The organism is Isoptericola croceus (assembly GCF_029382255.1).
Lineage (GTDB): Bacteria > Actinomycetota > Actinomycetes > Actinomycetales > Cellulomonadaceae > Isoptericola > Isoptericola croceus.
Genome location: NZ_JARLLG010000007.1, coordinates 86,451 through 112,661, shown reverse-complemented (window position 1 = coordinate 112,661; position 26,211 = coordinate 86,451). Strand labels below are relative to the sequence as shown.

At 70.6% G+C, this 26,211-nt stretch carries 22 protein-coding genes, 1 other RNA gene and 1 pseudogene; 2 read left to right on the top strand and 22 right to left on the bottom strand.

Annotated features, from left to right (window positions below):
• Positions 1–24: 24 nt before the first annotated feature.
• The 7 genes from nagB to PZC42_RS15255 form a co-directional block, all read right to left on the bottom strand.
• A complete protein-coding gene (gene nagB, locus PZC42_RS15285; protein ID WP_277212408.1) occupies positions 25–807 on the bottom strand; it encodes a glucosamine-6-phosphate deaminase in 783 nt (260 codons plus the stop codon).
• Positions 808–857: 50 nt separating this feature from the next.
• A complete protein-coding gene (locus PZC42_RS15280) occupies positions 858–2,177 on the bottom strand; it encodes an extracellular solute-binding protein (RefSeq protein ID WP_277212407.1) in 1,320 nt (439 codons plus the stop codon).
• Complete coding sequence (locus tag PZC42_RS15275) at positions 2,174–3,226, bottom strand: ROK family protein (RefSeq protein WP_277212406.1); 1,053 nt, start codon at positions 3,224–3,226, stop codon at positions 2,174–2,176. Before PZC42_RS15275 ends, PZC42_RS15280 begins: the two co-directional genes overlap by 4 nt.
• Before the next feature lies 1 nt (position 3,227).
• Positions 3,228–4,127, bottom strand: a complete 900-nt coding sequence (locus PZC42_RS15270) for a carbohydrate ABC transporter permease (RefSeq protein ID WP_277212405.1) — start codon at positions 4,125–4,127, stop codon at positions 3,228–3,230.
• Positions 4,124–5,065 carry a carbohydrate ABC transporter permease gene (locus PZC42_RS15265; RefSeq protein ID WP_277212404.1) on the bottom strand — a complete coding sequence of 314 codons (942 nt, stop codon included), beginning with the start codon at positions 5,063–5,065 and terminating at the stop codon, positions 4,124–4,126. The genes PZC42_RS15270 and PZC42_RS15265 overlap by 4 nt, the downstream gene beginning before the upstream one ends.
• A gap of 94 nt (positions 5,066–5,159) precedes the next feature.
• On the bottom strand, positions 5,160–6,494 hold the full coding sequence (locus PZC42_RS15260) for an extracellular solute-binding protein (RefSeq protein ID WP_277212403.1): 1,335 nt from the start codon (positions 6,492–6,494) through the stop codon (positions 5,160–5,162).
• 93 nt (positions 6,495–6,587) lie between these two features.
• Positions 6,588–7,739: an ROK family transcriptional regulator gene (locus PZC42_RS15255; RefSeq protein ID WP_277212402.1), complete on the bottom strand. Its 1,152-nt coding sequence runs from the start codon at positions 7,737–7,739 to the stop codon at positions 6,588–6,590.
• A gap of 177 nt (positions 7,740–7,916) precedes the next feature.
• Between PZC42_RS15255 and PZC42_RS15250 the strand changes: the two genes are divergently transcribed.
• Positions 7,917–8,897: a DUF4349 domain-containing protein gene (locus tag PZC42_RS15250; RefSeq protein ID WP_277212401.1), complete on the top strand. Its 981-nt coding sequence runs from the start codon at positions 7,917–7,919 to the stop codon at positions 8,895–8,897.
• 15 nt (positions 8,898–8,912) lie between these two features.
• Here the strand turns inward: PZC42_RS15250 and PZC42_RS15245 are convergent, their stop codons facing one another.
• From PZC42_RS15245 to PZC42_RS15220, 6 genes are all read right to left on the bottom strand, one after another.
• Positions 8,913–10,073, bottom strand: coding sequence for a type III PLP-dependent enzyme domain-containing protein (locus PZC42_RS15245; protein ID WP_277212400.1), 1,161 nt, complete (start codon positions 10,071–10,073; stop codon positions 8,913–8,915).
• 7 nt (positions 10,074–10,080) lie between these two features.
• A complete protein-coding gene (locus tag PZC42_RS15240) occupies positions 10,081–11,811 on the bottom strand; it encodes a BCCT family transporter (RefSeq protein ID WP_277212399.1) in 1,731 nt (576 codons plus the stop codon).
• A 120-nt stretch (positions 11,812–11,931) separates the two neighbouring features.
• Positions 11,932–14,475: an ATP-dependent helicase HrpB gene (hrpB, locus tag PZC42_RS15235; RefSeq protein WP_277212398.1), complete on the bottom strand. Its 2,544-nt coding sequence runs from the start codon at positions 14,473–14,475 to the stop codon at positions 11,932–11,934.
• 109 nt (positions 14,476–14,584) lie between these two features.
• Positions 14,585–14,887: a hypothetical protein gene (locus PZC42_RS15230; RefSeq protein WP_277212397.1), complete on the bottom strand. Its 303-nt coding sequence runs from the start codon at positions 14,885–14,887 to the stop codon at positions 14,585–14,587.
• A 179-nt stretch (positions 14,888–15,066) separates the two neighbouring features.
• Positions 15,067–15,433: a transfer-messenger RNA gene (gene ssrA / locus PZC42_RS15225) on the bottom strand.
• 120 nt (positions 15,434–15,553) lie between these two features.
• Complete coding sequence (locus PZC42_RS15220; RefSeq protein WP_277212396.1) at positions 15,554–15,976, bottom strand: MarR family winged helix-turn-helix transcriptional regulator; 423 nt, start codon at positions 15,974–15,976, stop codon at positions 15,554–15,556.
• A gap of 76 nt (positions 15,977–16,052) precedes the next feature.
• On the opposite strand from PZC42_RS15220, the gene PZC42_RS15215 reads away from it, so the two are divergent.
• The gene (locus tag PZC42_RS15215) at positions 16,053–16,727 is read left to right on the top strand and encodes an SgcJ/EcaC family oxidoreductase (protein ID WP_277212395.1); all 675 of its coding nucleotides are present in this window, start codon (positions 16,053–16,055) and stop codon (positions 16,725–16,727) included.
• A 46-nt stretch (positions 16,728–16,773) separates the two neighbouring features.
• Here the strand turns inward: PZC42_RS15215 and smpB are convergent, their stop codons facing one another.
• The 9 genes and pseudogenes from smpB to PZC42_RS15170 all read right to left on the bottom strand — a co-directional run bounded on the left by smpB (position 16,774) and on the right by PZC42_RS15170 (position 26,044).
• On the bottom strand, positions 16,774–17,277 hold the full coding sequence (gene smpB, locus PZC42_RS15210) for an SsrA-binding protein SmpB (RefSeq protein ID WP_277212394.1): 504 nt from the start codon (positions 17,275–17,277) through the stop codon (positions 16,774–16,776).
• 118 nt (positions 17,278–17,395) lie between these two features.
• On the bottom strand, positions 17,396–18,886 hold the full coding sequence (locus PZC42_RS15205) for a peptidoglycan DD-metalloendopeptidase family protein (RefSeq protein ID WP_277212393.1): 1,491 nt from the start codon (positions 18,884–18,886) through the stop codon (positions 17,396–17,398).
• A gap of 4 nt (positions 18,887–18,890) precedes the next feature.
• Entirely contained in the window at positions 18,891–19,802 is a 912-nt protein-coding gene (gene ftsX, locus PZC42_RS15200) for a permease-like cell division protein FtsX (protein WP_277212392.1), read from the bottom strand.
• 306 nt (positions 19,803–20,108) lie between these two features.
• Positions 20,109–20,786 (bottom strand): annotated as a pseudogene (gene ftsE / locus PZC42_RS15195) (cell division ATP-binding protein FtsE); the annotation flags it as partial.
• Positions 20,787–21,037: 251 nt separating this feature from the next.
• Positions 21,038–22,147: a peptide chain release factor 2 gene (gene prfB, locus PZC42_RS15190; RefSeq protein ID WP_277212390.1), complete on the bottom strand. Its 1,110-nt coding sequence runs from the start codon at positions 22,145–22,147 to the stop codon at positions 21,038–21,040.
• Positions 22,148–22,169: 22 nt separating this feature from the next.
• Positions 22,170–22,535 (bottom strand): ankyrin repeat domain-containing protein, encoded by a 366-nt coding sequence (locus PZC42_RS15185; RefSeq protein WP_277212389.1) that lies wholly within the window; start codon positions 22,533–22,535, stop codon positions 22,170–22,172.
• Positions 22,536–22,712: 177 nt separating this feature from the next.
• On the bottom strand, positions 22,713–23,810 hold the full coding sequence (locus PZC42_RS15180) for an RICIN domain-containing protein (RefSeq protein WP_277212388.1): 1,098 nt from the start codon (positions 23,808–23,810) through the stop codon (positions 22,713–22,715).
• A gap of 323 nt (positions 23,811–24,133) precedes the next feature.
• Entirely contained in the window at positions 24,134–25,234 is a 1,101-nt protein-coding gene (locus PZC42_RS15175) for a ricin-type beta-trefoil lectin domain protein (RefSeq protein ID WP_277212387.1), read from the bottom strand.
• Positions 25,235–25,888: 654 nt separating this feature from the next.
• Positions 25,889–26,044, bottom strand: coding sequence for a hypothetical protein (locus PZC42_RS15170; protein ID WP_277212385.1), 156 nt, complete (start codon positions 26,042–26,044; stop codon positions 25,889–25,891).
• Positions 26,045–26,211: the final 167 nt, after the last annotated feature.

Genomic DNA, 26,211 nt, shown 5'->3' with positions numbered 1-26,211 from the left:
CCGACAACGACCGCCGCGGCCGACCTAGAGCCCTTGCCAGGCAGGCTTCGCTGCATACGTCTGACGGTAGTAGTTCGCCAGCTGCAGACGCGACGCGGCGGCCTCGTCGACCAGCACCGTGGCATGCGGATGCATCTGCATCACCGTGGCCGGCCACATCGCCGAGACCGGACCCTCGACGAGCTGGTGCACGGCCTCGGCCTTCTGCGCGCCGGTGGCGAGCAGCACCAGGTGGCGGGCCTCCATGATGGTGCCCAGGCCCTGGGTCAGGCAGTGCGTGGGGACCTGGTCGACCTCACCGTCGAAGAACCGTGCGTTGTCCTCGCGGGTCTGCTGGGTCAGCGTCTTGATCCGGGTGCGCGAGGCCAGCGACGAACCTGGTTCGTTGAACGCGATGTGCCCGTCGGTCCCGATCCCGAGGATCTGCAGGTCCACGCCACCGGCGTCGGAGATCGCCGTCTCGTACGCCGCGCAGGCGGCCGGCAGGTCGTCGGCCAACCCGTCCGGCCCACGGACCGCCCCCGGCTCGAGGTCGACGCGCGAGGCGATCTCGACGTCGATGACGTTGCGGTAGCGCTCCGGGTGATCGGCGGCCAGTCCCACGTACTCGTCGAGCATGAACGCCCGTGCGCCGGCGAAGGACAGCCCCTCGTCCGCATGCCGTCGGGCCAGCTCGTCGTACACCTTCAGCGGGCTGGACCCGGTGGCCAGACCCAGCACGGCGTCCGGCCGACGGCGCAGCAGCGCCTCGATCGCATCGGCGGCCAGCACCGCCAGCTCCTGCGCGGGAGCGATCACAACTTCCATCGACGTATCCTTCCTCGTCGTGCGGCCCTCCGCCAGGGACGGCGGGCCGGTCAGTTCTCGGCGACGGTGCCGTCCAGCAGTGGCGTGATGATCCCGTCGTACTCCTGGGCCAGCGCAGGGACGCTGCCCCCGCGCGCGATCTCCTTGAAGAGCTCCTCGTAGATGCCGCGGGACTCGATGTCGGCCCAACCCGGTGCGGGCGGTGTGAGCTTCGACGCCTCGGCGGTGGCCACCAGCGTCCGGCCGAACTTGTCCCCCGTCATGAGCTGGGTGAACGTGGTGTTCGCCGGCCCCAGCCCGGCCTCGGCGAGCAGCGTCTGGTACTCGTCGGCGTAGACGACGCGCAGCAGGTCCTCGGACAGCTCGACGTTGCGGGTCAGGGCGGACACCGCCAGGTTGGAGCCGCCCGCGAAGACCGGTGCCACACCGCCGTCGACGCCCGGGAGCGCGAAGATGCCGAACCGGTCGCTGTCCGCCATGCCGTCACGGACCTCCGCTCCGTTGTCGTCGCGCACGACGTCCCCGATCGACCACCGCGCCCAGGAGGGAGCCATGATCGTCGCGGCGGCAGGCTCGTCGCTCGCGATGCCGTCGTTGAGGAAGTTCCAGTAGGCGACGTCGATCTCGGTGGCCGGCAGGTACGAGGCGTTCTGGTAGATGTCCTGCCAGGCCTCCAGGCCCGCGACCGTGACCGGGTCCGACAGGGTCGAGACCCAGCCCTCGTCCTCCTGGACCGCGAGCTCCCCGCCGTGGGCGAACACCCACGAGATGCCGTTGCGCCAGTCCTGGCCGCCTATCGCGAACCCGGCCCGGTTGCCGACCCGGAGCTCCTTGGCGGTCTCGGCGAACTCCTCGAGGGTCCGCGGGGCCTTCGCACCCGCGGCCTCCCAGACGTCCTTGCGGTAGAAGACGTAGCGGGAGCCGAAGTAGTACGGCAGGGCGTAGACCGTGCCGTCGACCGAGCCGGCCTCGACGAACGACGCCAGCAGGTCGTCGCCGCCGAGCTCTTCGTACAGCTCCGGGGAGATCTCGCGGAACGAGCCGGCATGGGTGAACGTCGGCGCCTGGGTGTTGCCCAGCTCGACCACGTCCGGGGTGAGCGCCGGGTCGCCGAGCGACGACTCGAGGTCGCGGACGAGCGTCGGCCACTGCTTCTGCTCGATCGTCAGCGTCGCCCCCGGGTTGCGGTCCTCGAACGTCTCCACGAGATGCTCGCGCAGGTCGGCACCGGTGTCGTCACCCACGAGCCACAGGACGATGTCGACAGAGGTCTCCGGGACGATCTCCTCGGGACCGCAGGCGGCCAGCGCGGGGACGAGCGCCAAGGTCGCCGCGAGGGCGAGGGCGGAGGCCCTGAGCCGTCGATTCACTGGTGGAGCTCCTCTCGGTCGTGTGGCGCCGTCAGGTGCGCCACGGACAGCTGGCCGGCCGGCTCGTGGGCCGGCGGGACCGAGGCTCGCCCGACGACGGCGGCACCGACCGCACCGACCGCGACGCGGCCGGGGGCGAGCCGCACCCGCCCGGGCAGGTCGAGCGACCGCAGGAACCCGGAGGCCGCCGACTCGTCGGTCAGGGCGTCACGAACGACGTCGAGCAAGGGCGGCCCGAGCTGGGAGACGCCACCGCCCAGCACGACGTGCTGCACGTCCACGGTGAGCACGAGCATGCGGACCGCCGCGGCGACGGCGCGGGCGTACCTCTCGCGGGCCGCGACGGCACCGAGGTCTCCCGCGGCAGCGGCCTCGAACATCTCGACCGGGGCCGGCCGCCCCGTGGTGGTCGACCAGAGCGCGGTCACGGCCGACCCCGAGGCGTAGAGCTCCAGGCAGCCCCGCTGGCCGCAGGCACAGGGCGGGCCGGTCGGGTCGACCGGCACATGACCGATCTCTCCCGCAGCCCCGTGGCTCCCCCGGCGCAGGCGGCCGTCGAGCACGATGCCTGCCGCCAGCCCCGTGCCCAGGGCCAGGAACGCGAGATCGGTCGGCCCGCTGCCCGGAGCCTCCGCCTCGACGAGGTGCGCGGCGCCGACGGCTGCCACGTTGAGGTCGTTCTCCACCCCGACCCCGATCCCACCGAGGCGGGTCGAGAGCAGGGTCGCGAGGTCGAGCGGGGCGCCGTCGACCCCGAGGTTGACGGCGTGGCGCACCGTCCCGGCGTCGGCGTCCACGAGGCCGGGGACGCCGACCCCGACACCAGCGAGCGCGCCGAGCGCGACACCGGCCTGCCGGGCGACACCCTGGACGGCCTGCACCGCACCGTCGACGACCCCCGCCGGGCCACGTTCGGTGCGCAGCCGGGCCTGGGCCAGCACCTCGCCGTCGTCGCCGAGCAGCACGGCGAGCGTCTTGGTGCCGCCGATGTCCAGGCCCACGCTGAGGCGGGGCGACGCCCCCGGCGCCGCCGCTGCGATGGTGCTCACGTCAGCCCTTCACCGCACCCGAGACCAGGCCGGAGGTCATGCGTCCCTGCACGAAGAGGAAGAACACGATGACGGGGACGGCGATCAGGGTCGAGGCCGCCATCACCTCGGCCCAGTTGATCCCTCGGTTGGCCGAGGCGGACAAGAAGCTGCGCAACCAGATCGGCAGGGTCTGGGCCGACTCCGCCGGCAGGATCACCAGCGCGGTGGTGAACTCGTTCCACGCCTGCAGGAACGCGTAGACGCCGGAGGCGATGAGGCCGGGGGCCAGCAGCGGGAAGGTGATCCGCAGGAAGGCGCGCGGCCGGGAGAGCCCGTCCACCATGGCGGCCTCCTCGAGCTCGATCGGCACGCCCGCGACGAACCCGCGCAGCATCCACACGGTGAACGGGATGAGCATGGCGACGTACAACGCGGAGATGCCGATGACCTGGTTCAGCAGTCCGAGGCTCGACATCATCTGGTACTGCGCGATGAACAGCCCTTCGGCCGGCAGCATCTGGATGAACAGCACGGTCAGGATGAAGCTCTTCCGGCCGCGGAACCGCCACCGGCTGATCGCCAACGCGGCGAAGAACGCGAACGCGAGCACCAGGACGATGGTCAGTCCAGTGACCATGAGGCTCATTCCGAGGGCGTTGAGGAAGCCGGAGTCGGTCAGGACCGACTCGAGGTTGCTCAGGGTGAAGTTCCACGGCAGGAAGCTCGGGGTGACGCTACCGAGGATGGCGTCCGGCGTCACGGCCGAGAGCATCATCCAGTAGACAGGGAAGACCCACACCAGGGCCAGGACGAGGCCAAGGACGCTCAACAGCACCTTGCCGGGCCGGACTCTCTGGCGCCGGAGCAGCACGCGCCCGGGGGGCGTCACGGTGGCGGTGTCGGTCAGGACTGCGCTCATGCCGCGTCCTCCTTCATGAGATAGCGCACGTACGGCCCCGAGAGCACCATGGTGAGCACGAGGACGAACAGCGACACAGCCGCCGCCCCGCCAAAGCTCTGCTGGCCCATGCCGAGCTGGTAGATGTAGTTGCCCAGCAGGTTTGTCTCGGAAATGGGCGCACCGGCGTCTTGCAGGAGCCGGATCTGCGCGAAGACCCGCAGATCCCAGATGATCTGGAGCAGCAGCACGATGGCGATGACCGGGCGGACGAGCGGCATGATGATCTGCCAGAGGATCTGGCGGGGCCCCGCGCCATCGATGCGCGCGGCCTCGAGCACCTCTTCGGAGACCTGGGTGAGACCGGCATAGATCGACATCGCGACGAACGGCACGGACATCCAGATGACGACGAACGACGCCACCAGGAAGAAGGTCCAGGCCTGGCCGAGCCAGTTGTATCCGCCCATGCCATCTGCGCCGACCTGCACGAGCAGCCAGTTGACGACGCCGGTGCGGTAGTCGAAGAGCCAGCGGAACACCGTCACCGCAGCCACGAGCGGGGTGGCCCACGCCAGGAGGAGGGTGATCTGCATGGTGATGCGCACCCAGGAGTGCACCGCGCGCATGAGTACTGCGAGCCCGAGGCCGATGCCGACGGTGAGCGCGGCGTTGACGAGGCAGAAGGCGACGGACTTCGCGACGACGAACCACACCTCGGAGTCGGTGAAGACGCGGGCGAAGTTGTCGAGCCCGACGAACACCGGCGGGGCACCGAACTGCTGCAGGAGGCCGTACTCCTGCAGCGAGGTGACGACCTGCCAGTAGACGGGGTACCCGAGGCCGATGAGGAGGGCCGCGACGGCGGGGATCAGCAGAATATAGGGGGTGGCCGGCTTGCGCCGGCGGCGGATCGCGATGTCGTCCGGTCCTACGGATTTGGTGGTGGTCGTAGCCATGCGGTCCTCCTTCCCGGAGTCATGGGACGAGCGGGGCGACAGCCGTTCGGCGCCGCCCCGCCCGTCAGTTCAGTCGGTCGAGCGGACGAGACCGTCAGCCGGCCTGGCCGTTGAGCATCGGCGTGATCTTCTCGTCGTACTCGGCGGCGATCTCGGTCACGTCACCGCCCTCGGCGATCTTCTGGAACAGCTCCTCGTAGACCGAGGCGCCCTCCACCGCGGCCCAGCCAGGGGCGGCAGGCGTCAGCTGGGAGGCCTCGGCGGCCGCGACGGCCGTCTCGCCGAACTTGTCGGTCGCCATCACCGAGGTGTGCTCGGTGTTGGCAGGCCCGAGACCCACCTCCGCGAGCATCGTCTGGTACTCCTCCGAGTAGATGATCCGCAGGAGGTTCTCCGCCAGCTCGGGGTGCTGCGACTGGGCCGAGACGGCCAGGTTCGAACCACCGGCGAAGACCGGGGCGACACCGCCGTCGACGCCGGGCAGGGCGAAGATGTCGTAGGTGGAGTCGTCGACCATGCCGTCGCGAACCATGTCGCCCTCGTCGTTCTCCACGAGGTCGCCGATGGACCAGCGGGCCCAGCTCGGCGCCATGATGGTCGCAGCCTCGGGCTCGCCGCCCTCCTCCGGGTCGTTGAAGTAGTCCCAGTACGCCTCGTCGGTGTGCGTCGGGGGCAGGTTCGACGCGCTCTCGTAGACGCCCTGCCACTGCTCCAGGCCCGCAACGGTGTTCGGGTCGGACAGGGTGGAGACCCACTGGTCGCCTTCCTTGACCGCGAGCTCACCGCCGTTGGCGAAGACCCAGGAGATGCCGTTGCGCCAATCCTGGCCGCCGAGGGCGAAGCCGGAGCGGTCGTCGGTACGCAGCTCGGCCACCGCGTCGCCGAACTCCTCGAGCGTGGTGGGGACCTCGATGCCCGCCTCCTCCCAGATGTCCGCGCGGTAGAACATGTACCGCGAGCCGAAGTAGTAAGGCAGTGCGAACTTCTTGTCGTCGACAGCGCCGGCCTCGACGAATGATGGCAACAGGTTGTCTCCGCCCAGCTCCTCGTAGAGCTCCGGCGAGATCTCGCGGAAAGCACCGGCGTAGGTGAACGTCGCGGCCTGCGTGTTGCCGATCTCGACCACGTCGGGGGTGTTCGCGGCGTCGGGCAGCGCCGTCGTGAGCTTGGGCACGACGTCGGACCAGTCCTGCTCCTCGATGCTCAGCGTCGAACCCTCGTTCTCGGCGGCAAAGGTGTCGATGAGGTAGGTGCGCAAGTCTTCGTTCGTGTCGGAGCCGTTGAGCCACAGGGTGATGTCCGCCGGCTCGACCTCGGCGGAGCCGTTGGCCTCGCTGTCCGTGGGATCGCCGTCCGAGCCACAGGCGGCGAGGGTGAGTGCGAGCGTGATGGTCGACGCCGCAGCGACGATGGTGCGTGTTCTTCTCACTGGTTCGGTTTCCTTCCAAATAGGGCCATGCGAGGGCCGGTACCAGATGGCACCGGCATCGTCGGTCAGAGGTGTGGTGTCAGGGGTCGGTGGTCAGGAGACGCCCAGCTGGGCGCCGAGCACGAGCACGGCGGCGCCGGCGAGGACGACGTCGTCGTCGAGCGAGGCCATGCGGAGGTTGAGCCCGGCAGCGGTGGCCGGCATGATCCGGGCGACGAGGGTCTCGTGCGCCGCCGTGCGCAGCGCGCCGCCGAGCAGCTCGGGCGGGCCGGACAGCAGGACCTCGCCGAGGTTCAACGCTCCGACGACCGGGGCGAGGGCCTTGCCGAGGGTGCGGCCGACATCGGCCAGGACGGCGTCCGCGCCAGCCCGGTCGAGACCGTGAACGGCACGTCGCAGCGCAGGAGCCGAGAGGACGGTCTCCAGACAGCCTCGCCGACCGCAGGCGCAGAGCTCGCCGTCCTCGACCGCCGTGACGTGGCCGAGCTCCCCGGCGGCGTCCGCAGCCCCGTGCACCCGCGCGCCGTCGACCATGACGCCGGCGCCGACACCCTGGCCGACGGTCAGGACGAGCATCGAGTCGGCGGCGCCGCCGTAGGTGTACTCGGCGAGCGCCGCAGAGTTCGCGTCGTTCGCCACGTGCACCGGCAGCCCGAGCCGGTCGGTGAGCGTCGCGGCGAGGGAAAGGTTCTTCCACCCGACGTTCGGTGCCTCGACGACCCGGCCCGTGGGATCGACGACGCCCGGGGAACCGATGCCGACGCCGATGACGGGACGGGTGGCCGCCGCGACGAGGCGACGGGCGAACCGGGCGATCAGGTCGACCAGCTCGTCGCCGCGACGGTCCTTCACCTCGAGCGCCCGCCGGACCACGGCCTCGCCCGTGAGGGTCAGCACGGCACCACGCAGCACAGTGTCGTCGGAGAGGTCGACCGCCACGATCTGGTAGGCGTCGGTACGCATCCCGACGAGGATCGCGGGCTTGCCCACCCGGCGACCCGGCTGGGTCCCGAGCTCCTCGACGAGGTCCTCGGCCAGCAGCACCCCGACGAGGTCCGAGATGGTCACCCGGGTCAGGCCCGTCGCCCGCGCCAGGCCGGCCCGCGAGGTGGGACCCTCGTGGAACAGGTGCTGGAGGACGAGCGACCGGTTGTGCGCCCTGGCGTGCTCCGGGAGCACCTTCGAGGTAGCTCGCAGACCGCCGCCCAGACCCCGTTGGCTGGTGCGTGTCGTCGTCGTGGTCATGTTTGTTAGTAGAGCGTCTTAACAGACTGGCTGTCTATCGTTCACGGCGTTCGTTACCTGATCGTTACTGGCTTCTCGTCCCACTCTCCGGGACACAGGTCACGTTCACGGCACGGTCGGATCACGATCTCGATCGCACCGCGCGTCCGGCCAGGTCAGCCGCCTAGAGTCGGTGCCATGCCGATTCGTTCCCTGCCTCGCCGCGCGGCGACGGCCGCCGTCGCCCTGGTGCTCACCCTCGGCCTTGCGGCCTGCTCCGGTTCGGGAGCGGACAGCACGGCCGGCAGCTCCATGGAGATGTCGGACGGTGACACGGCAGCCGACGAGGCTGCCGCCGTGGCGGACGACAACGGCCTCGAGCAGGACGCGACCTCCTCCGTCGTCGACCGCGAGGTGATCGTCAGGGGCTACGTCACGATCGTCTCCGCGGAACCGACGGCCACGTCGGCAGCGCTGATCCGACTCGTGGAGCAGGCGGGCGGACACGTCGAGGAGCGCCACGAGAACCCCGGCGACGAGGGCTCCCCCGGCTGGGCCGAGCTGACGTTCCGCGTCCCGGCTGACCGCACCTCCAGCGCCGTCGAAGCGCTCCACGACCTCGGCACGGTCCAGGACCTCGAGATGTCCAGCACCGACGTCACGAGCCAGGGTCAGGACCTCGACGCGCGGATCTCGGCGCTCACCACGTCCACCGCCCGCCTCAGCGAGCTTCTCGCCTCGGCGGGATCCACCGCGGACCTGCTCGAGGTGGAGCGCGAGCTCTCGCAGCGCCAGGCCGAGCTCGACTCCCTCGCGGCACAGCGCGAGTCGCTCAGCGACCAGGTCGCCATGTCCACCATCCATGTGCGGATCGAGGCACCCGCGGAACAGCTGACCGCTCCGCGTGGTGGCTTCACCGGCGGCCTGGCCACCGGGTGGAACGCGTTCGTCGCCACCGTCGAGACCGTCGTGCTGGTCTTCGGCGTCCTGCTTCCGTGGCTCGCCGTCGCCACCGTCGGGTTCGTCGTGTACCGGCTGGTCCGACGGCGCGTCGGCACTCCCCCGCCCGGGCAGTCAGGCGGCAACGGCAGCCCGGGGAGCGGGCCCGACGACGGCAGCGGCGGCCCGGACGGCCCGGCGACCACGGAGCACGACCGCGAGCCCGAGCTCGTGCGCTGACCGACGTCGTCGGGGTCAGCGGTCCTGCGTGAGCTCGAACGTCAGGATCGCAGCGACCTCGTCGCCGTCGGTGAGCAGGCCCGTGCGGTACTTGTCGAAGGTCGTGCACGGGTGCGAGATGCCGAACCCGACGACCTCTCCCGGGACGAGGTCGTCGTCGGGGACGTGCAGGTAGGCGTGCTGGTCGTCGAGCGCGGTCACCCGGGCGTCCAGGGCTCGGGCTCCGTCGAGCCGGCCCGTGGCGTCGGTGCTGCGGGCGACCAGCGGCACCGGGAGGTCGATGTCGAACGAGACGTTCCGGCGACCCATGCCGCACACCGCCAGGCCACGCTCGGGCGCGGAGAGCACGGACGCCCACACCGTGATCGCCGGCCGCAGCGGCGCGACCCCCAGCCGGGTCCACGGGTCGGCGTGCGCGTAGTGGCCGTGGTCGTGGGCGACGTACGCCCCGGAGCGGACGACGACGCGCGCACCGGGTGCCGCCGTGAGCTGCCGCACCACCACGTCCGTGTAGGCGCTGCCCCCGGCCGACAGCACGACCGGCCCCTCGACGAAGTGCGCGACGGCGGCCCCCGCCTCGCGCAGCCGGACGCACCAGCGGGCGACCGCGTCGAGCTCGGCCGCGCCGGTGCCGCGCGCGACCGGCCCCTCGTAGCCGCTGACACCCACGAGCCGCAGGCCCGCACCGGTGACCCGTCGGGCGAGACCGACGACCCCGTCGACCGTCCGGACGCCGGTGCGGCCGCCGTCCACCCCGAGCTCGACCAGCACGCCGAGCCGCTGGTGCGTCGCGCCGTCGAACGCTCTGCGCAGCACCTCGACGCCGTGGGCGGAGTCCACGCACACCCAGACCTCGTCGGCGTGACCGGCGTCGAGGGCGGCACGGACCCGGGCGGCGTCCCGCGGATCGACCAGCTCGTTGGCCAGCAGCACGTGCCGCGCGGTACCCCATGCCAGCACCGTGCTGAGCTGGGCCGGCGTGGCGACCGTTGCTCCCCAGGCACCCGCCGCGCGTTGCCGGTCCCACAGGGCCCGAGCCATATGGGTCTTGACGTGCGGCGCATGCTCGACACCTGCCGCCGCCAGCGCTCCGGCCACCGTGGCGACGTTGTGCTCGACGGCGGCACGGTCGAGCGCGAGCAGCGGCCAGGACAGGCTCGGGTCGTCGATCCTCATCGAGCTGTCAGGTCTGCTCGCTGGTGTCGGAGGCAGGTAGTGCACCCTCGACCGGCGCGGCAGTCTCGTCGCCCGCCTCCCGGCCACGGCCCTGTCCGGCCACCTTCGGCCGGCCTCGGTCAGCACGGTCACGGCGAGCCAGCACCCCGGCGAACTGCGCCTCGATCGCGGCACGGCGTTCCGAGTGCAACGACTTGAGCAGACTGAACAGCATGAGGAACACCAGGAGGAAGATCGGCAACCCGATCACGGTGATCACCTGCTGCAGCGCGGCGAGACCGTCCGCGTCGGTCAGGCCGCCGAGGATGATCAGCGACGCCGCCAGCGCACCCTCGCTCACCCCCCAGAAGACCCGCTGGCGCGTGGGCCCCGAGTCCGGGGTGCCCGCGCAGAGCATGTCGATCACCAGGGACGCCGAGTCCGACGAGGTCGCGAAGAACAGGGCCACGACCACGACGGCGATGCCCGAGACGAGCGTCGCCGCGGGGAAGTTCTCGAAGAAGGTGAACATCGCCAGCGCGACGTCCTCCGAGACCGCATCGGCGAGCGCACCGCCCGACCCGCCGATGCCGTCGAGCTCCATCGCGGACCAGCCGAAGATGACGAACCACACGGCCGTGAACAACGACGGCGCGATCAGCACACCGCCCACGAACTGACGGATCGTGCGCCCGCGGGAGATGCGCGCCAGGAACACCCCCATGAACGGCGCCCAGGTGACCGTCCAGGCCCAGTAGAAGACGGTCCAACCGCCCTGCCAGCCCCAGCCGTCCTCCTTCGTGAACGGCGACATGGCGTCGTTCCAGAACGCCAGCCCGACGAGATCCTGGAGATAGACGCCGATGCTCTGCGGGATCTGCCGGAGCAGGAAGACCGTGTCCCCGGAGACCAGCACGAAGATCATCAGGCCGACCGCCAGGAGGATGTTGACGTTCGACAGCCGCTTCACGCCCTTGTCGAGACCGGCCACGATCGACCCGACCGCCACGATCGTGAGTACGGTGATCACGCCCACCTGGAGCCACATGCCGTTCTCGACACCTGGGAGGAGCGCGTTGATCCCCGCACCGATCTGCGACGTACCGAGACCGAGGGACACCGCCAGGCCGAACAGGGTGCCGAGCACGGCGAAGATGTCGATCGTCCTGCCGATCGGGCCGTAGATCCGTTCCTTGAGGAACGGGTAGAAGACCGAGCTGACCCGCAGCGGGAGGTCGAAACGGTAGACGAAGTAGCCGAACGCCAGGCCGGGCAACGTGAAGATCGCCCAGGTGTGCAGACTCAGGTGGTACATCGAGATCGACATCGCGTTCTCGGCGGCCTCGGCCGAGTACGGCGGCACGTCGGCCAGGGGCGGCGTCGCGAAGTGCGACATCGGCTCGGCCACGCCCCAGAACATCAGGACCGTGCCGATCCCACCGGCGAACAGCATCGCGAACCACGACAGGTTGCTGTACTCCGGGCGGGCGTCGTCCGGACCGAGCCGCAGGTGGCCGTACCGGCTCAGCGCGATGTACGCGAGGAAGAGCAGCCAGACCGTCACCCCCAGGATGAAGAACCATCCGAGGTTCGTGACGATCCATTCCCGGCCCTGCCCGAACGCGCTGCCGATGGACTCCGGGAAGGCCAGCAGCACCAGCAGGAACGCCACCATGAGCGCGGCCGAGACGAAGAAGATGATCGGGTCCGTCCGCAGCCCCAGCCGCCTCGCGACCGCATCGAGCCTTCCCTCGGTCATGGCATCCCCTCTCCGGTGACGGTCAGCACCCCCACCATGACGACGTGGGACTTCAGTGTCCAGCATTCACAGGATCTCCGCGCGTCGCGGCGCGGCCAGGCAGGCGACGGGCCGCGGGTCTCAGCCGCGCGAAGCACCCTTGGTCCGAGTCGTCGCACTGGCGGCCGCCGGGTCCTCGGGCCACGGGTGCTTGGGATACCGTCCGCGCAGCTCGGCCCGCACCTGCGGATAGCCGGTGCGCCAGAACCCCGCGAGATCCGCGGTGACGGCGGCCGGCCGGCGCGCCGGCGAGAGCAGCTCCAGGACCAGCGGCACCCGTCCACCGGCCAGGGAGGGTGCCCCGTGCCAGCCGAAGACCTCCTGGACGCGGACAGCCAGGACAGGCCGGGCCGGGTCGGAGTAGTCCACACGCAGGGCCGATCCGGTCGGGACGGTGACGCGCTCGGGAGCGAGCACGTCCAGCCGGGAAGCCTCGGGCCATGGGAGCAGCCTGCGCAGCGCCGTCGTCGTGTCCAGGCGGCGAAGGTCTCGGCCGGTCCGCACGCGGGCCAGGTCCGGCCCGAGCCACTCAGGCACCCGGTCCTGCAGGGCCTCGTCGGACACGTCCGGCCACGGCTCACCCAGTGCTGAGTGCAGGAAGGCCAGCCGGCGGCGCAGCGAGACCGCTGCCGGTGGCCACGGCACCAGGTCGAGCCCTTCGGCGCGCAGGCCCTGCTGGACGGCGATGGCGACGAGGTCGGCCGACGGACGGCTCAGGGGCTCCGCGGACAGCTCGATCGCCCCCAGCCGCACCACCCGGCGAGCCACCAGCCGGCCGTCCCGCCACGCGACGTCGTCCGCCGTCCTCAGCAGCCCCGCCCCGGCGTGGCGTGCGGTGGCCTCGTCGATCGGTACCGCCGACCGGACGAGGGCGTCGGGCTGACCGGGCGACCGGGTCGCCTCCGCGACGGCGAGCCACTCGCTGCCGGCCAGGGCTCCCCCGGCGAGGCGCGCCCCGGCTCCCCCTGCCATGAGGTATCGGTCGGTCCCTGGCCGCCTGCGGGCGATGCGATCAGGATGGGCCAACGCCGTCACGGTCCCGACGGCGAGGTCCAGGCTCACCCCGTGCGACCTGGACGACGTCCTGGTCCGGTCGTCCGTCGCGGCCCGGCCCGGTGGCGCGGCGATCCGCTCCCAGCGGTCCGCCTCGCGCCGCCAGGCGCTGCCCCGCCCCGGTGCGGAACGCTGGCGGCGCAGCGCCACCGCCAGGTCGACGTCGCTCGGTCCGCCATCGGCCGCAAGGAGCGCGACGGTCTCCGCGGCGACGCGGGGGCCGACGGCCTCCGCGCCGTCGAGCAGGGCCCGTGCCAGGCGAGGGTCGGTCCCGACCGCCGCGATCGCCCGGCCCCGCGCCGTGACGGTGCCGTCGGACGTCACTGCGCCGAGCTCCCCGAGGACGGCGAGAGCGGCCGCGGCGGCCGGCGGCGGGGGCGCGTCCAGCAGTGCCAGACCTCTGCCCCCCGGCGCGCCCCACAGAGCGAGCTCGAGCATCGGGCCGGTCAGGTCGGCGGTGAGGATCTCCGGCCGGGGGTGGCGCGCCAGACCGGCGTGCTCCGCCGCGGACCAGCACCGGTACACCGTCCCAGGGCTCTGACGTCCAGCCCGTCCTGCGCGCTGCTCGGCGGCGGCCTGGCTCACGCTACGGGTGACGAGCCCGGCCAGGCCCCGATGGTGGTCGGTGCGGGACTCCCGGGCGAGGCCGGCGTCCACCACGACCCGGACTCCCGGGACGGTCAGCGAGGACTCCGCCACCGCCGTGGAGACGACGACGCGCCGGTTCGACGTCGGCTGGAGGGCACGATCCTGCTCGGCCCCCGAGAGGCGGCCGTGCAGCGGCAGCACATCGACCCGAGGCCAGGCGGCGCGGGCGCGACGCACCACGTCGTCGACCTCCCGGGCACCTGGAAGAAAGACCAGGACGTCACCGGTCTGTTCCTGCAGCGCTCGTCCCAGGACGTCGGTGACGTGACCGAGGAACTCACGGCTGGTGCCCGACGGCGTCAGTCGCGGTGCTGTGCGCGGCCCCGGGCACCACACGGTCGAGACCGGGTGCAGCGCGCCCGGCACGGTGACCACGGACGTCCCCGCCCCGAGCAGCTCGGCGACGCGGCCTGCCTCGACCGTGGCGGACATGGCCACGACCGCGAGGTCCTCCCGCAGCGCGGCACGTGCCTCGATCAGCATGGCGAGCAGGAGGTCACCGTCGACCTGGCGCTCATGGATCTCGTCGAGCACGACGGCGCTCACCCCGGGGAGCTCCGGGTCGTGCTGCAGTCGGCGCAGCAGGGTGCCGGTGGTGACGAACTCCACCAGAGTCTCCGGGCCGGCTTGCCGGTCGCCGCGCACCGAGAAACCGGCCGTCCGGCCGACCGGCTCGCCGAGGAGCCCGGCGAGTCGGCGAGCGCCGGCGCGAGCGGCGATCCGGCGTGGTTGGGTGACGACCACCCGGCCGCCCCGAGCGACCGCGAGCGAGGGCGGGACCAGGGTGGTCTTCCCGCTTCCTGGCGGGGACTGCAGCACCGCCGTCCCGGACGTGCGCACCGCTGTCTCGAGCTCACCGAGGCCGCTGATGACCGGGAGGGCCGGCGGCGCGGCGAGAAGTTCGACGAGTGAGGTCGGGGGCATGTGCCCCAGTGTGCCGCGCCGAGCTCGCGCAGCTCGACCTGGTCTGCGGAACCGGCCTCGCCGCACGGGCCCGGAAGGCCGACAGGTCAGGTGAGGTACCTGGGCAGGTCTACTGGCCGTGCGCACACCCCGGTCCACCCGGTCCGCGGATGTCCACGGCCGACGGGTTCGCCTCGGTCGACTTGCAGGCACTGTTCAAGCCCTTGGCGTGCGCCGGGCTCAGCTTGAACGACCCGTCCGGTCCCCCGGGGACGAGCCCTTTGCCCTGTCCCGGCAGGGCGCCTCCACCGACCCAGCCCTCCTTCGTGTCGGACTGACCTGGCGGGTCGACGGTGATGACGTGCGCGGCGGCCGGGGAACCCAGCACCGTCAGTGCCGCGGCAGCAGCCGCCGCGACGATGATCTTCCTCATGACCGGACTCCTTCATCCGTGGGCACCGCCCCGCGGTGGCGCCCGGTCCTCTCATGTTGCGCCCACCCCGTCGATCCCGGCCAGGCCTCACCGCGGAGTTCACCCTCGGTGGGGACCGGCGCGGACGGCGCAGGCATGACGATGCCCCCGACCGCTGGACGGTCGGGGGCATCGCTTCGGTGTGGAGCTGCCGGGAATCGAACCCGGGTCCGGTGACGCTGTTCCAGGACTTCTCCGGGCGCAGTCTGCTGTGCTTTTCTCAGCCCCCACACTCACGCAGACAAGGTGTGGACGGGCTCAGTCGTCTGAGTGTCCCCGCAGCCCCGACGACGAAGGCTGCGAGCAGTGGCTCTCTAGATGACGCGAGCTACCGGGTCGAGAGCAATCCCGGGCTCACGGACTTCGAGACTCGCTCAGGCGGCGAGGGCGAAGTCGGTGCGCTTGTTATCGGCACCTATAGGTTTGCAGGCATCGTTCACGAGATGAGCCTGCCTCCTCGGCCCGCTTCTCCTGGAATCACGACCACCGTCGAAACCGATCAGCCCCTGTGGTGTTGTCAAAGCCCGCTGGCACGGCCGACCTGCCCGTGCCGCCGGGTCTCTCCATCGTAGACGATCAACGCTCGGCCATGCACGGATATTTCCCGCACCCGCCTGGCGGTGCCCGTCAGCGCTCGAGGGCGTCGCGGTACGCGGCGGTCGCAGCATGCAGGTAGACCTCGAGACCTTCGCGCTGGGCGTCGGTGAGGCCGGCGACGGCCCTCCCGATCGGCTCCTGCACCCGCCCGAGGAGGTCGAGCAGGCCGTCGGGGAGCAGGCCGGTGTGGCGCACGAGGGTTCGACGGCGATCGTCCGGGTCGGCCGCACGCTCGGCGATCCCGGCGTCGATCAGTCGGTCGACCACTCGGGTCGTCGCACTCGGCGACAACCGCAGCATCCGGCCCAGCTCGCCCGAGGTCAGCGGGCCCTCGGAGGCGAGCAGGTTGGCCGCCTGGTAGTCGGTCGCACCCAGCCCGCCGGCATCGGCCGCCGCCAGGTGGAACCGGACCACGGCTGCGAGGTACCGGCGATAGGTCGTCGTGAGGTCCACTCGACTCCTTAGTTGCACGTGTGCAATACTTGCATGCGTACACACATTATCTCATGAACTCCCCCCGGAGGACGCGATGACCACGCAGACCGCCACGATCGACGTCACCCACGACGACGCACCCGACCCGGGCACGAGCCGACCCTCGGGCCGACGGCGTCGGTGGTGGCGGGTCGCCGTCGGTGCGGCCGTGATCCTCGCCATGGCGACGGCAGGCTGCCTCACCTACCTGCGGGCTACCAGCGCTGTCGCCGCGAACGGGGTCGCCCGGTGCGCCGACGTGCCGGTGAGCGGTGTCTCCGCGCCGGGCGCGGTCGCAGGCGTCTGCGACGTCGTCGACGGGCTCGAGGCGTCGTGGGCCGCCCACGACGCCTCCGCCTACGGCTCCGCGTTCACCCCGGACGCGACCTACACCACGTTCGCGGGGACGCACTACGCCGGACGCCAGGACATCATCGACAGTCACGCCGCCCTGTTCGACGACGTGCTGAACGGGACCCGGCTCGACAACTCCTACCTCGCCCTGCGGTTCCTCACGAGCGACGTCGCCGTTCTCACCGTCCGGGGCGATACCTACGAGGGCGACACGCCAGGCACCTCGACCAAAGTGCAGACGTACACGCTCGTGCGTGCCGACGGGGGCGATCAGGGCTGGTCCGTCGCCGCGTTCCAGAACACCCAGCGCAAGCCGATCATGGAGCGCATCCAGTTCCTGTGGATGCCCGGCACCGTGCCGGCGGCCGAACGCTGAGTCCGCACCGCCGTCGGGCGCACGCCGCGCTCGGCGGCGGGTCTGCTCAGCCGAGGAGCTCCTTGTGGCGGATGGCCCGCCGGGCCTCGCGCATGTCCTGCTGCTCGCGCAGCGTCTGGCGCTTGTCGAACTCCTTCTTGCCTCGGGCCAGGGCGATCTCCACCTTGGCCCGGCCGTCCAGGAAGTACAGCCGCAGCGGCACGATCGTGTGCCCCTTCTCGCGCGACTTGACCCCGAGCCGGTCGATCTCCTCGCGGTGCAGCAGCAGCTTGCGCTTGCGCCGCGGCGTGTGGTTGTTCCACGTGCCCTGGAAGTACTCGGGGATGTGGACGTTCTCCAGCCACGCCTCGTCGTGGTCGATCGCGACGTAGCCGTCCAGCAGCGACGCGCGCCCCATGCGCAGCGCCTTGACCTCGGTCCCCGACAGGACGATGCCGGCCTCGAAGACGTCCTCGATCACGAAGTCGTGGCGCGCCTTCTTGTTGTTCGCCACGACCTGGCGTGGGTCGTCCGACTTCTTCTTCTTGGCGCCCTTGGCCTTGGTGGACACGGCTCCTCCTCCCCTGGTCGCGGACCGCAGCGTCCCAGGATACGCGGCCCACGACGGCGGTCCAGGCCTTTTCCGCGCTCGGCGATCAGCGAGCCCGGCGATCGACGCGGGCGTCCGGTCAGTTCAGCCAACCACCCATCGGGTCCACCGTGCTGCCGTTGACGAACACCTCGAAGTGCAGGTGGCACGCCGTCGAGGTCCCCGAGCTGCCGGAGTAGCCGATGACCTGCCCCTTGGAGACCTTCTGCCCGACGCTGACCACGTCGCGGGACAGGTGCAGGTAGCGGCTCATGACGTTGTCGCCCTTGTGCCGGCCGTGGTTGATCAGCACGTTGTTGCCCGGACCGCTGCCGAAGTAGGCCTGCTCCACGTACCCGCTCTGCGCGGCGTAGATCGGCGTGCCGCAGTAGGACCGGATGTCGGTGCCCGCGTGCAGGCGCCACGCGTTGCGAATCGGGTGGTACCGCTGACCGTAGGAGCTGGTCACCACGCGGTAGTTCGTGGGCCACCCCAGGAACGGACCCGACGTGGACGAGCCTCCACCGCCGCCGCCTCCGCCACCCGAGCTGGAGCCGCCGCCACCGCCGCCACCGGATCCGCCCCCGGAGCCGGAACCGGAACCACCGCCGCCTCCCCCTCTCGAGTTCTCCCGCTCGGCCGCTTCGCGTTCCGCCTGGCGCTGCTTGCGCTCCTCGGCCTCACGCTGCTTGCGCTCCTCGGCCTCGCGCTTCTTGCGCTCTTCCTCGAGCCGACGGTCGCGTTCCTCCTGCTTGACGATGATCTGCTGGATCTCGTCCTCGAGCGTCTCCCGCTGGGCCTCGTTCTCCTCGAGCTCCGCGACCGTCTCGTCCCGCTTGTCCTCGATCGTCGCCTTGAGCTGCTTCTGGTCCTCGATGAGCTGCTCGACCTCTGCCTTGCGCTCGGCGGCGTCCTTCTCGGCCTCCTCGGCGACGACGACGTTCGCGTCGGCCTCCGCCTTGAGCTCGGTGATGGTCTCGCGGATCGCGACGAGACGCGCCTCCTGGTTGCGCGCGACGGTCTCCGCCTCTTGCAGCTCGGCGACGGCGCGCGACTGGCTCCGCGCGGCGGAGGAGTTGACGGCCACGTCCTCGAGGAACTCGCGCGTGGACTGCGCCCCGGTGACCAGCCCCAGGGTGCTGACGTCGTCGCCGCGGCGGTACGCCTCGCGGGCCATCGCGACGACGTCGGACCGGGCGGCCTCGGCCTTGCCCTCGCCGTCCGCGATCTCCGTCGTGATCCTCGTCTCCTCGTCCTCGGCGTCGGCGAGCCGCTGGGCGAGGATCTGCGCCTTGCGCTGCGCTTCGGCGAGAGCGGCCTGGGCCGCGGCCAGCTCGGCCTGCGCCACCGGCAGGCGCGCCTCGACCGTGTTGAGGTCGAGCACCGCCTGGGCGTACTCGGCGTTCGTGTCCTCGAGGGAGACCTCGAGCTCCTTCCGCTCGGCCTCCTTCTCGCGCCGCTCCTGCTCGGCGGCGGCGCGCTGATCGTCGATGTCGTCGGCGAGCGCGGGTGCGGACGGCCCGAGGACGAGCAGGCCGACGACGGCGGCGCCGACGATCTTGCGCAGGCGGGAGTGCGGGCGACGGTTCACGGGATCACACCCTCGTGTAACGGTGCAGGGTGACGACGGAGGACACCACGGCGAGCGCGACGGCCACACCGAGAAGCAGCGGGGCGATGGCGAGGACGTCGGCGGTGGAGACGTAGTTGACCCAGTCGACGGACTGGGCGAGCCAGTCCACCACCAGGTACTGCACGGCGAGCCAGAGCCCGCCGACGGCGAGCACGGCGCCGACGAGCGCGGCGATGGCGCCCTCCAGCATGAAGGGCAGCTGCACGAAGAGGTTCGACGCACCCACGAGACGCATGATGCCCGTTTCTCGGCGTCTCGACACGGCGGAGAGCCGGATCGTGGTCGTGATCAGCAACGCTGCTGCCAGGAGCATGACCGCGGCGAGACCCACCGCCACCAAGGAGGCCCGGTTGAGCGCGAGGAAGAGCGGCTCGAACGCGGCTCGCTGGTCCTCGACGACCTCGACACCGTCGCGGCCGCTGAGCACGTCGTCGACCACCTGGTACTGCTCGGGGTCGGCGAGCTGGAGCCGGTAGGACGCCTGCATGTCGTCCTCGGTGAGCTGGGTGCCCTGGTAGCCGTCCGGGTAGCGGACGGAGAACGCCTCGAAGGCCTCCGACTTGGACTCGAAGTAGGTCGACGCGACGACCTCGTCGAGCTCGGTGCTGATCGCCCGCTCGATCGCGGCCACCTGGTCCTCCGTGGCCTCCCCCTCGGCGCACGTGGGCATCGTGGAACCATCGGGGCAGAGGAACACGGACACCTCGACGAGGTCGTACCAGTCCCCCTTGAGCTTCGTGATCTGAGCCTGCAGGAGGGCGGCCGCCCCTACGAACGTCAGGGACACGAACGTCACGAGGATGACTGAGACCACCATCGTCGCGTTGCGTCGCAGCCCTTGGAGGACCTCGACGAGGATGAACTGCCACCGCACGGCTCAGGCCTCCTCGGAGCCGGCGCCCGCGCCGGACATCGCGCGACGCGTCCTGCGCGACGGCCCCTCGGTGACGTCGGGCTCCACGGGGTCGTCCGCCAGCGACGCTCGGGCGTCCTGCTCGAGGACGTCCCCCTCGAAGGCTCCCTGCTCGACGGCGGCCTCGGCTGCCTGCTCCGCGGCGACGTCGCCCGGCTCCGGCTGCACGACGATCCTCGGTGTCGGCGCGCCGCGACGCGGGACCCCGCGGCCGGGGGCGTCGAGCACGGGGGCGGGACCGACCAGCGGCAGGATGTCCTCCCGTCGGCCGTACTGGGCGTCGGCCTCGTCGCGCACCACGTGCCCGGTCGAGAGCTCGACGACGCGGCGGCGCATCTCGTTGACGATCTCGTCGTCGTGCGTGGCCATGACCACCGTGGTCCCGGTGCTGTTGATGCGGTCGAGCAGGCGCATGATGCCGAGCGACGTCGTCGGGTCGAGGTTGCCCGTGGGTTCGTCGGCGAGCAGGATCTGCGGGCGGTTGACGAAGGCCCGGGCGATCGCGACGCGCTGCTGCTCGCCACCGGAGAGCTCGTGGGGGCGGCGCTTCTCCTTGCCGTCGAGGCCGACCCATTCCAGGACCTCCGGCACGGTGGTTCTGATGGTATGGCGCGGCCGCCCGATGACCTGGAGCGCGAACGCGACGTTCTCGTAGACGTTCTTGTTGGGCAGGAGCCGGAAGTCCTGGAAGACCATGCCGATCCCGCGGCGCAGCGAGGGCACCTTCCAGGCGGACAGCCGGGTCAGGTCCCGGCCGGCGACGTAGACGCGCCCGCCGGTGGGCCGTTCCTCGCGCAGCACCAGCCGCAGGAACGTCGACTTGCCCGAGCCGGACGCACCCACGAGGAAGACGAACTCCCCCCGTTCGACGTCGACGGAGACCTCGTCGAGCGCGGGCCTGGCCCCCCGCGCGTAGACCTTCGAGACGTTCTCGAACCGGATCACTGCGTGTTCCTCCCCCCGGCGGGCACCACTGTCCCCCGGTGCTCGCCTGATCGAGAGTCGCACGACGGCGGCACCCGCCCGCCGGAGGACACGCCGGTACGGCGTGGGTCGACTCGTTGCTTCGCGCAACTATGACAAATCGCTGAAATCTACATCAAGCGCGAGGTAGCGCACATTCCGGTGAGGTAGCGCACCGCACCGCGAGGTAGCACGCCCGCGCCGCGAGGTAGCGCCACGCAAACGAGCTCAGGTCAGCTGGATCCGCCCGAACGACGCCAGCGGATGCCGGCCTCGATGAACTCGTCGATCGCGCCGTCGAACACCGCCTGGGCGTTGCCCGACTCGTGCTCCGTGCGGAGGTCCTTGACCATCTGGTAGGGGTGCAGCACGTAGGAGCGCATCTGGTCGCCCCAGGACGCCTTGATGTCCCCGGCCATCTCCTTCTTCTTCGCGGCCTCCTCCGCCTGGCGGATCAGCAACAGGCGCGACTGCATGACGCGCAGCGCGGCGGCGCGGTTCTGGATCTGCGACTTCTCGTTCTGCATCGACACGACGGTCCCAGTGGGGATGTGCGTCATGCGCACCGCCGAGTCCGTGGTGTTCACGGACTGGCCGCCCGGGCCCGAGGAGCGGAAGACGTCGATCTTGAGCTCGTTCTCCGGGATCTCGATCGAGTCGGTCTGCTCGATGAGCGGGATCACCTCGACCGCGGCGAACGAGGTCTGCCGGCGGCCCTGGTTGTCGAACGGCGAGATGCGGACCAGGCGGTGCGTACCTGCCTCGACCGACAGGTGGCCGAACGCGTAGGGCACGTCCACCTCGAACGTCGCCGACTTCAGCCCGGCCTCCTCCGCGTAGGAGGTGTCCATGACCTTGGTGGGATAGCCGTGGCGCTCGGCCCAGCGCAGGTACATGCGCATGAGCATCTCGGCGAAGTCCGCGGCGTCGACACCACCGGCGCCGGCCCGGATCGTCACGACCGCGGCGCGGACGTCGTACTCGCCGTTGAGGAGGGTCCGGACCTCGAGCGACCGCAGGTCCTTGCGGATCGACTCGACCTCGGCCTGCGCCTCCTCGAGGGAGTCGGCGTCCTCCATCTCGTTGCCCAGCTCGACGAGCGTCTCGACGTCGTCGATCCGGCTCCCGAGACGCTTCACACGCTCGAGCTCGCTCTGCGCGTGGGACAGCGCCGAGGTGACCTTCTGCGCGTTGTCCTGGTCGTCCCACAGGTCCGGAGAGGCCGCCTGGTCGGACAGCATCTCGATCCGCTCCTGCAGGACAGCAGGGTCGCTCACCGACTCGATGGACGTGAGGGTCGAGCGGAGCGCCTTGATCTCGGCGGGAAAGTCGATGGTGGCCACGATGTTCAAGCCTACCTGCCGCTCAGGAAGCCCCCGGCAGGGTCCGCCCGAACATCGCGGCGGTCGCCCGGGCGCTCGGCTCCCCCGCGTCGACGTCGGCGCCCGCCTCGATCAGGGCCTCGATGACGCCGGGCTCACCCTTGAACACGGCCCCCGCCAGCGGCGACTGACCGCGGGCGTTGAGCCGGTTGACGTCGGCGCCCCGCTCCGCCAGAGCACGCACGAGGGCGGCGTGGCCGTGGTACGCGGCGAGCATGAGCAGCGTGTTGCCCTGGGCATCGGCATGGTCGGTGGGGACCCCGGCGTCGACGAACTCGAGCAGCAGGTTCTCACCGGCGCGGGCGAGGTCGAACATCTGGTCCAGGTCCACGGGCAGCTTGTCGTCCATGCGTGCCAGTATCGCGCGGGGCGGGCGGTACTACTCGCGCACACGGGCCTGCCCGGCGATCGCCCTCGAAGGGCGACCGCCGGGCGGGGCTTTCCTGGCTCACGACACCGGGTCCGACACCCCACCAGGTTCGCAGCCCAACTGCTCAACTCTCTACAGGCCGCCGGTGCGCCGTGGTTACCGTCTGGTCCATTGCTGGTTGGCATGTCCGCCGCAGGTCCAGAGATGGACCTTCGTGCCGTTGTTGGTGCCCCAGCCCGAGGCGTCCAGGCACAGGCCGGACTGCACCCCGGTGATGGTGCCGTCGGCGTTGACGTTCCACTGCTGGTTGGCGTGTCCGCTGCAGTCCCAGATGACCACCTTGGTGCCGTTGCTGGTGCCGTGACCGTGGGCGTCCAGGCACTTGTTGCCGTACACCACGAGCTGCTTGCTCGCGGTGTAGGCCCACCGCTGGTTGGAGCCGCCCCAGCAGTCCCAGAGCTGGACGTCCGTACCGTTGGCGGTGCCGAGCCCGGCGACCTCGAGGCAGCGACCGGAATGGACACCCACGTACTCGGCGTTGCTGCTCGCGGAGCCGACGCTGCCGGGTACCGATTGCAGTGCGTCGTACCAGACCGTGGCCATCTTGTCGTATCCGCCGGCCGTCGGGTGGACCCCGTCCTCCAGGTCGGCTGCCGTCAGGGCGCTGTGCATGTCGACCAGGTGCACGTTCTTGCCGGCGTTCACCTTGCTCTGCACGATGCCGGGAATCGCCGCGTTGTAGGTCTTGACCGCCGCGTCCCCGTCGCCCCACCCGAGCGGAATGATCTGCGCGACGAACACCTCGGCGTTCGGCGCCGTCGTGGTGATGCGGTCGATCAGCGTGGACAGCCGGTCCGGGGCGGTGGCTTCGCCGTCCTTCAGCATGTCGTTGGTGCCGATGTGCAGCAGCACGGTGTCCGGCTGGGAGGTGTTCAGCCAGTTGACGATGTTCGCGTCGATCTGGTCGATACGCCAGCCGGGGTGACCTTCGTGATCGCGGTCGCCGAGACTGGCCGGCCCGTTGGACTGCGACCCGACGAAGTCCACGGTGTGACCGGCGTTGGCGAGGCGCTGCCACAGGCCGATCCGGTACCCGCCGGGCGTCTGCGTGCCCTCGGTGATGGAGTCACCCAGCGGCATGACACGCACGCCGCCGTTGGACTCCGCGTTGGCGGGGCCGATCGGCGCCATCATCGCGGCCACCACGAGACCCAGCGCCGCGATCGGGCCGAGCCACCTTGCTCTTGTTCGCATCATCTACTCCTGGAGTTCGTAGGATCTTCTTCCGTTCGAGGCGGTGGTAGCCGTTCCGTCGACGTCGACTATCCCGACCTGGGCATGCCATGGGAGCGCTAACATTCCACCTCCTGGGAACCCGTCGTCAACAACGATCAGCCGTCTCGCACGGGCCGTCCCTGCTATGGCCTCATCGCGATAGCTACGCACACGGGCCCGCCCGGCGATCGCCCTCGAGGGGCGACCGCCGGGCGAGCTTTCCTGGCTCAAGACTCTGGTGCCGACACCTCGCCCGGCTCGCAGCCCGCCTGCTCAGCTCTCTGCGCGCCGGTGCGCCGTGGTTACCTTCTGGTCCATTGCTGGTTGGCTTGTCCGCTGCCGCAGGTCCAGAGCTGGATCTTCGTGCCGTTGCTGGAGCCCAAGCCCGAGGCGTCCAGGCACCGGCCGGACTGCACCCCGGTGATGGTTCCGTTGGCGTTGACGTTCCACTGCTGGTTGGCTTGCCCGTTGCAGTCCCAGATGACCACCTTGGTGCCGTTGGTGGTGCCCTCACCGGAGGCGTTCAGGCACTTGTTGCCGTACACCCTGAGCTCCTTGCCGGCGGTGTAGGTCCACTTCTGGTTGGAGCCGCCCCAGCAGTCCCAGAGCTGGACGTCCGTTCCGTTGGCGGTGCTGACCCCGGCGACGTCGAGGCAGCGGCCGGAATGGACACCCACGATCTCGGTGGCGCCCCCGGCGCCGACGCTGCCGGGTACCGATTGCAGTGCGTCGTACCAGACCGCGGCCATCTTGTCGTAGCCGCCGGCCGTCGGGTGGATCCCGTCCTGCAGGTCGGCGGCCGTCAGGGCGCTGTGCATGTTGACCAGGTGCACGTTCTTGCCGGCGTTCACCTTGCTCTGCACGATGCCGGGGATCGCCGCGTTGTAGGTCTTGACCGTCGCGTCCCCGTCGCTCCACCCGAGCGGAATGATCTGCGCGACGAACACCTTCGCGTTCGGCGCCGTCGTGGTGATGCGGTCGATCAGCGTGGACAGCCGGTCCGGGGCGGTGGAGACGTTGTGGTCCTGCAGGATGTCGTTGGTGCCGATGTGCAGCAGCACAGTGTCCGGCTGGGAGGTGTTCAGCCAGGTGACGATGTTCGCGTCGATCTCGTCGATACGCCAGCCGGGGTGGCCTTCGTGATCGCGGTCGCCGAGACTTGCCGGCCCGTTGGACTGCGACCCGACGAAGTCCACGGTGTGACCGGCGTTGGCGAGGTGCTGCCACAGGCCGATCCGGTACCCGCCGGGCGTCTGCGTGCCGTGGGTGATGGAGTCACCCAGCGGCATGACACGCACGCCGCCGTTGGACTCCGCACTGGCGGAACCGATCGGCGTCATCACGGCGGCCAGCACCAGACCCAGCGCCGCGATCGGACTGAGCCACCTTGCTCTTGTTCGCATCATCTACTCCTGGAGTTTCTCGGTTCTCTTCCGTTTCGAGGCGGTGATGGCCGGTCCGGGTCGGCGCCGAGACCTCCTCAGCAATGTGAGCGCTAACATTTTGCCGTCTGAAGACCCGTTGACAACACCAAACAGCCCGCCTCCGTCGCCCGCGGCGCCTGTGATCTGAGGTACCGGTGGCACTCAGCTTCGAGTGCAGCCAGCCAGCAGTCGCGCAGCAACGTTGAACCACCCGACAGACGAGCGACCCCACCAACGTCGTCGTTTCCTGCGTGGGGAATGCTCCTGTCCGGCGGCTAGGCGAATCTTCGGTGATCCCTGACCGGCAAGTCAACCCCCCGGCTTGCCGCACAGCCCCTTGTCGCATCAGTACGAGTCGTCGAGCCGCGTCACCCGGCCTCGCACTGGTGGCGGAAACGCGCGGAGGCCTTGACGAGCCGTCATGTTACCGCTCACAATCTCCCTCGAAGCCGACGAGGCTCGGCTCACCAGGCAGGTTGCGTCGTCGAAGCTTCTCTTAGGCGTAGCCACGCCTGAGACAGATGTGAGCGCTACCACACTTGCGCCTGCGCCAGGGCATGCGTAGCGGTTCGCCCGACGTCGGGTGAACCGTCCGGCTTGGTCAAGGAGGACCATGTCCCACTCGTGTAGTTCTCAGTCGATCGCACCGTCGGCGCCACGATGTGCGTCGTTGAAGCGGACGAGCGCGACGAACCGGCAGCTCTCGCTCGTCCCGTGGGGGCCACCTGCTGCGCCGGCACCGTCCTCGCCGACATCGCGGCGGCCTCCGTCGACCGACCGACCCGGCACCGAACCGAGGCGACGCACCCGCCGGTCCGCCGCCCCCCGGTCCGGACCTGCCCTACGAGAGGAACTCCCCTGTCCCTGACACGCCGCACCATCGTCAGCCCAGTCGCCGCGGCGGGCGCGGCCACCGTCATCGGCACCACAACCCCCACGGCGGCGCGGACTGCGCC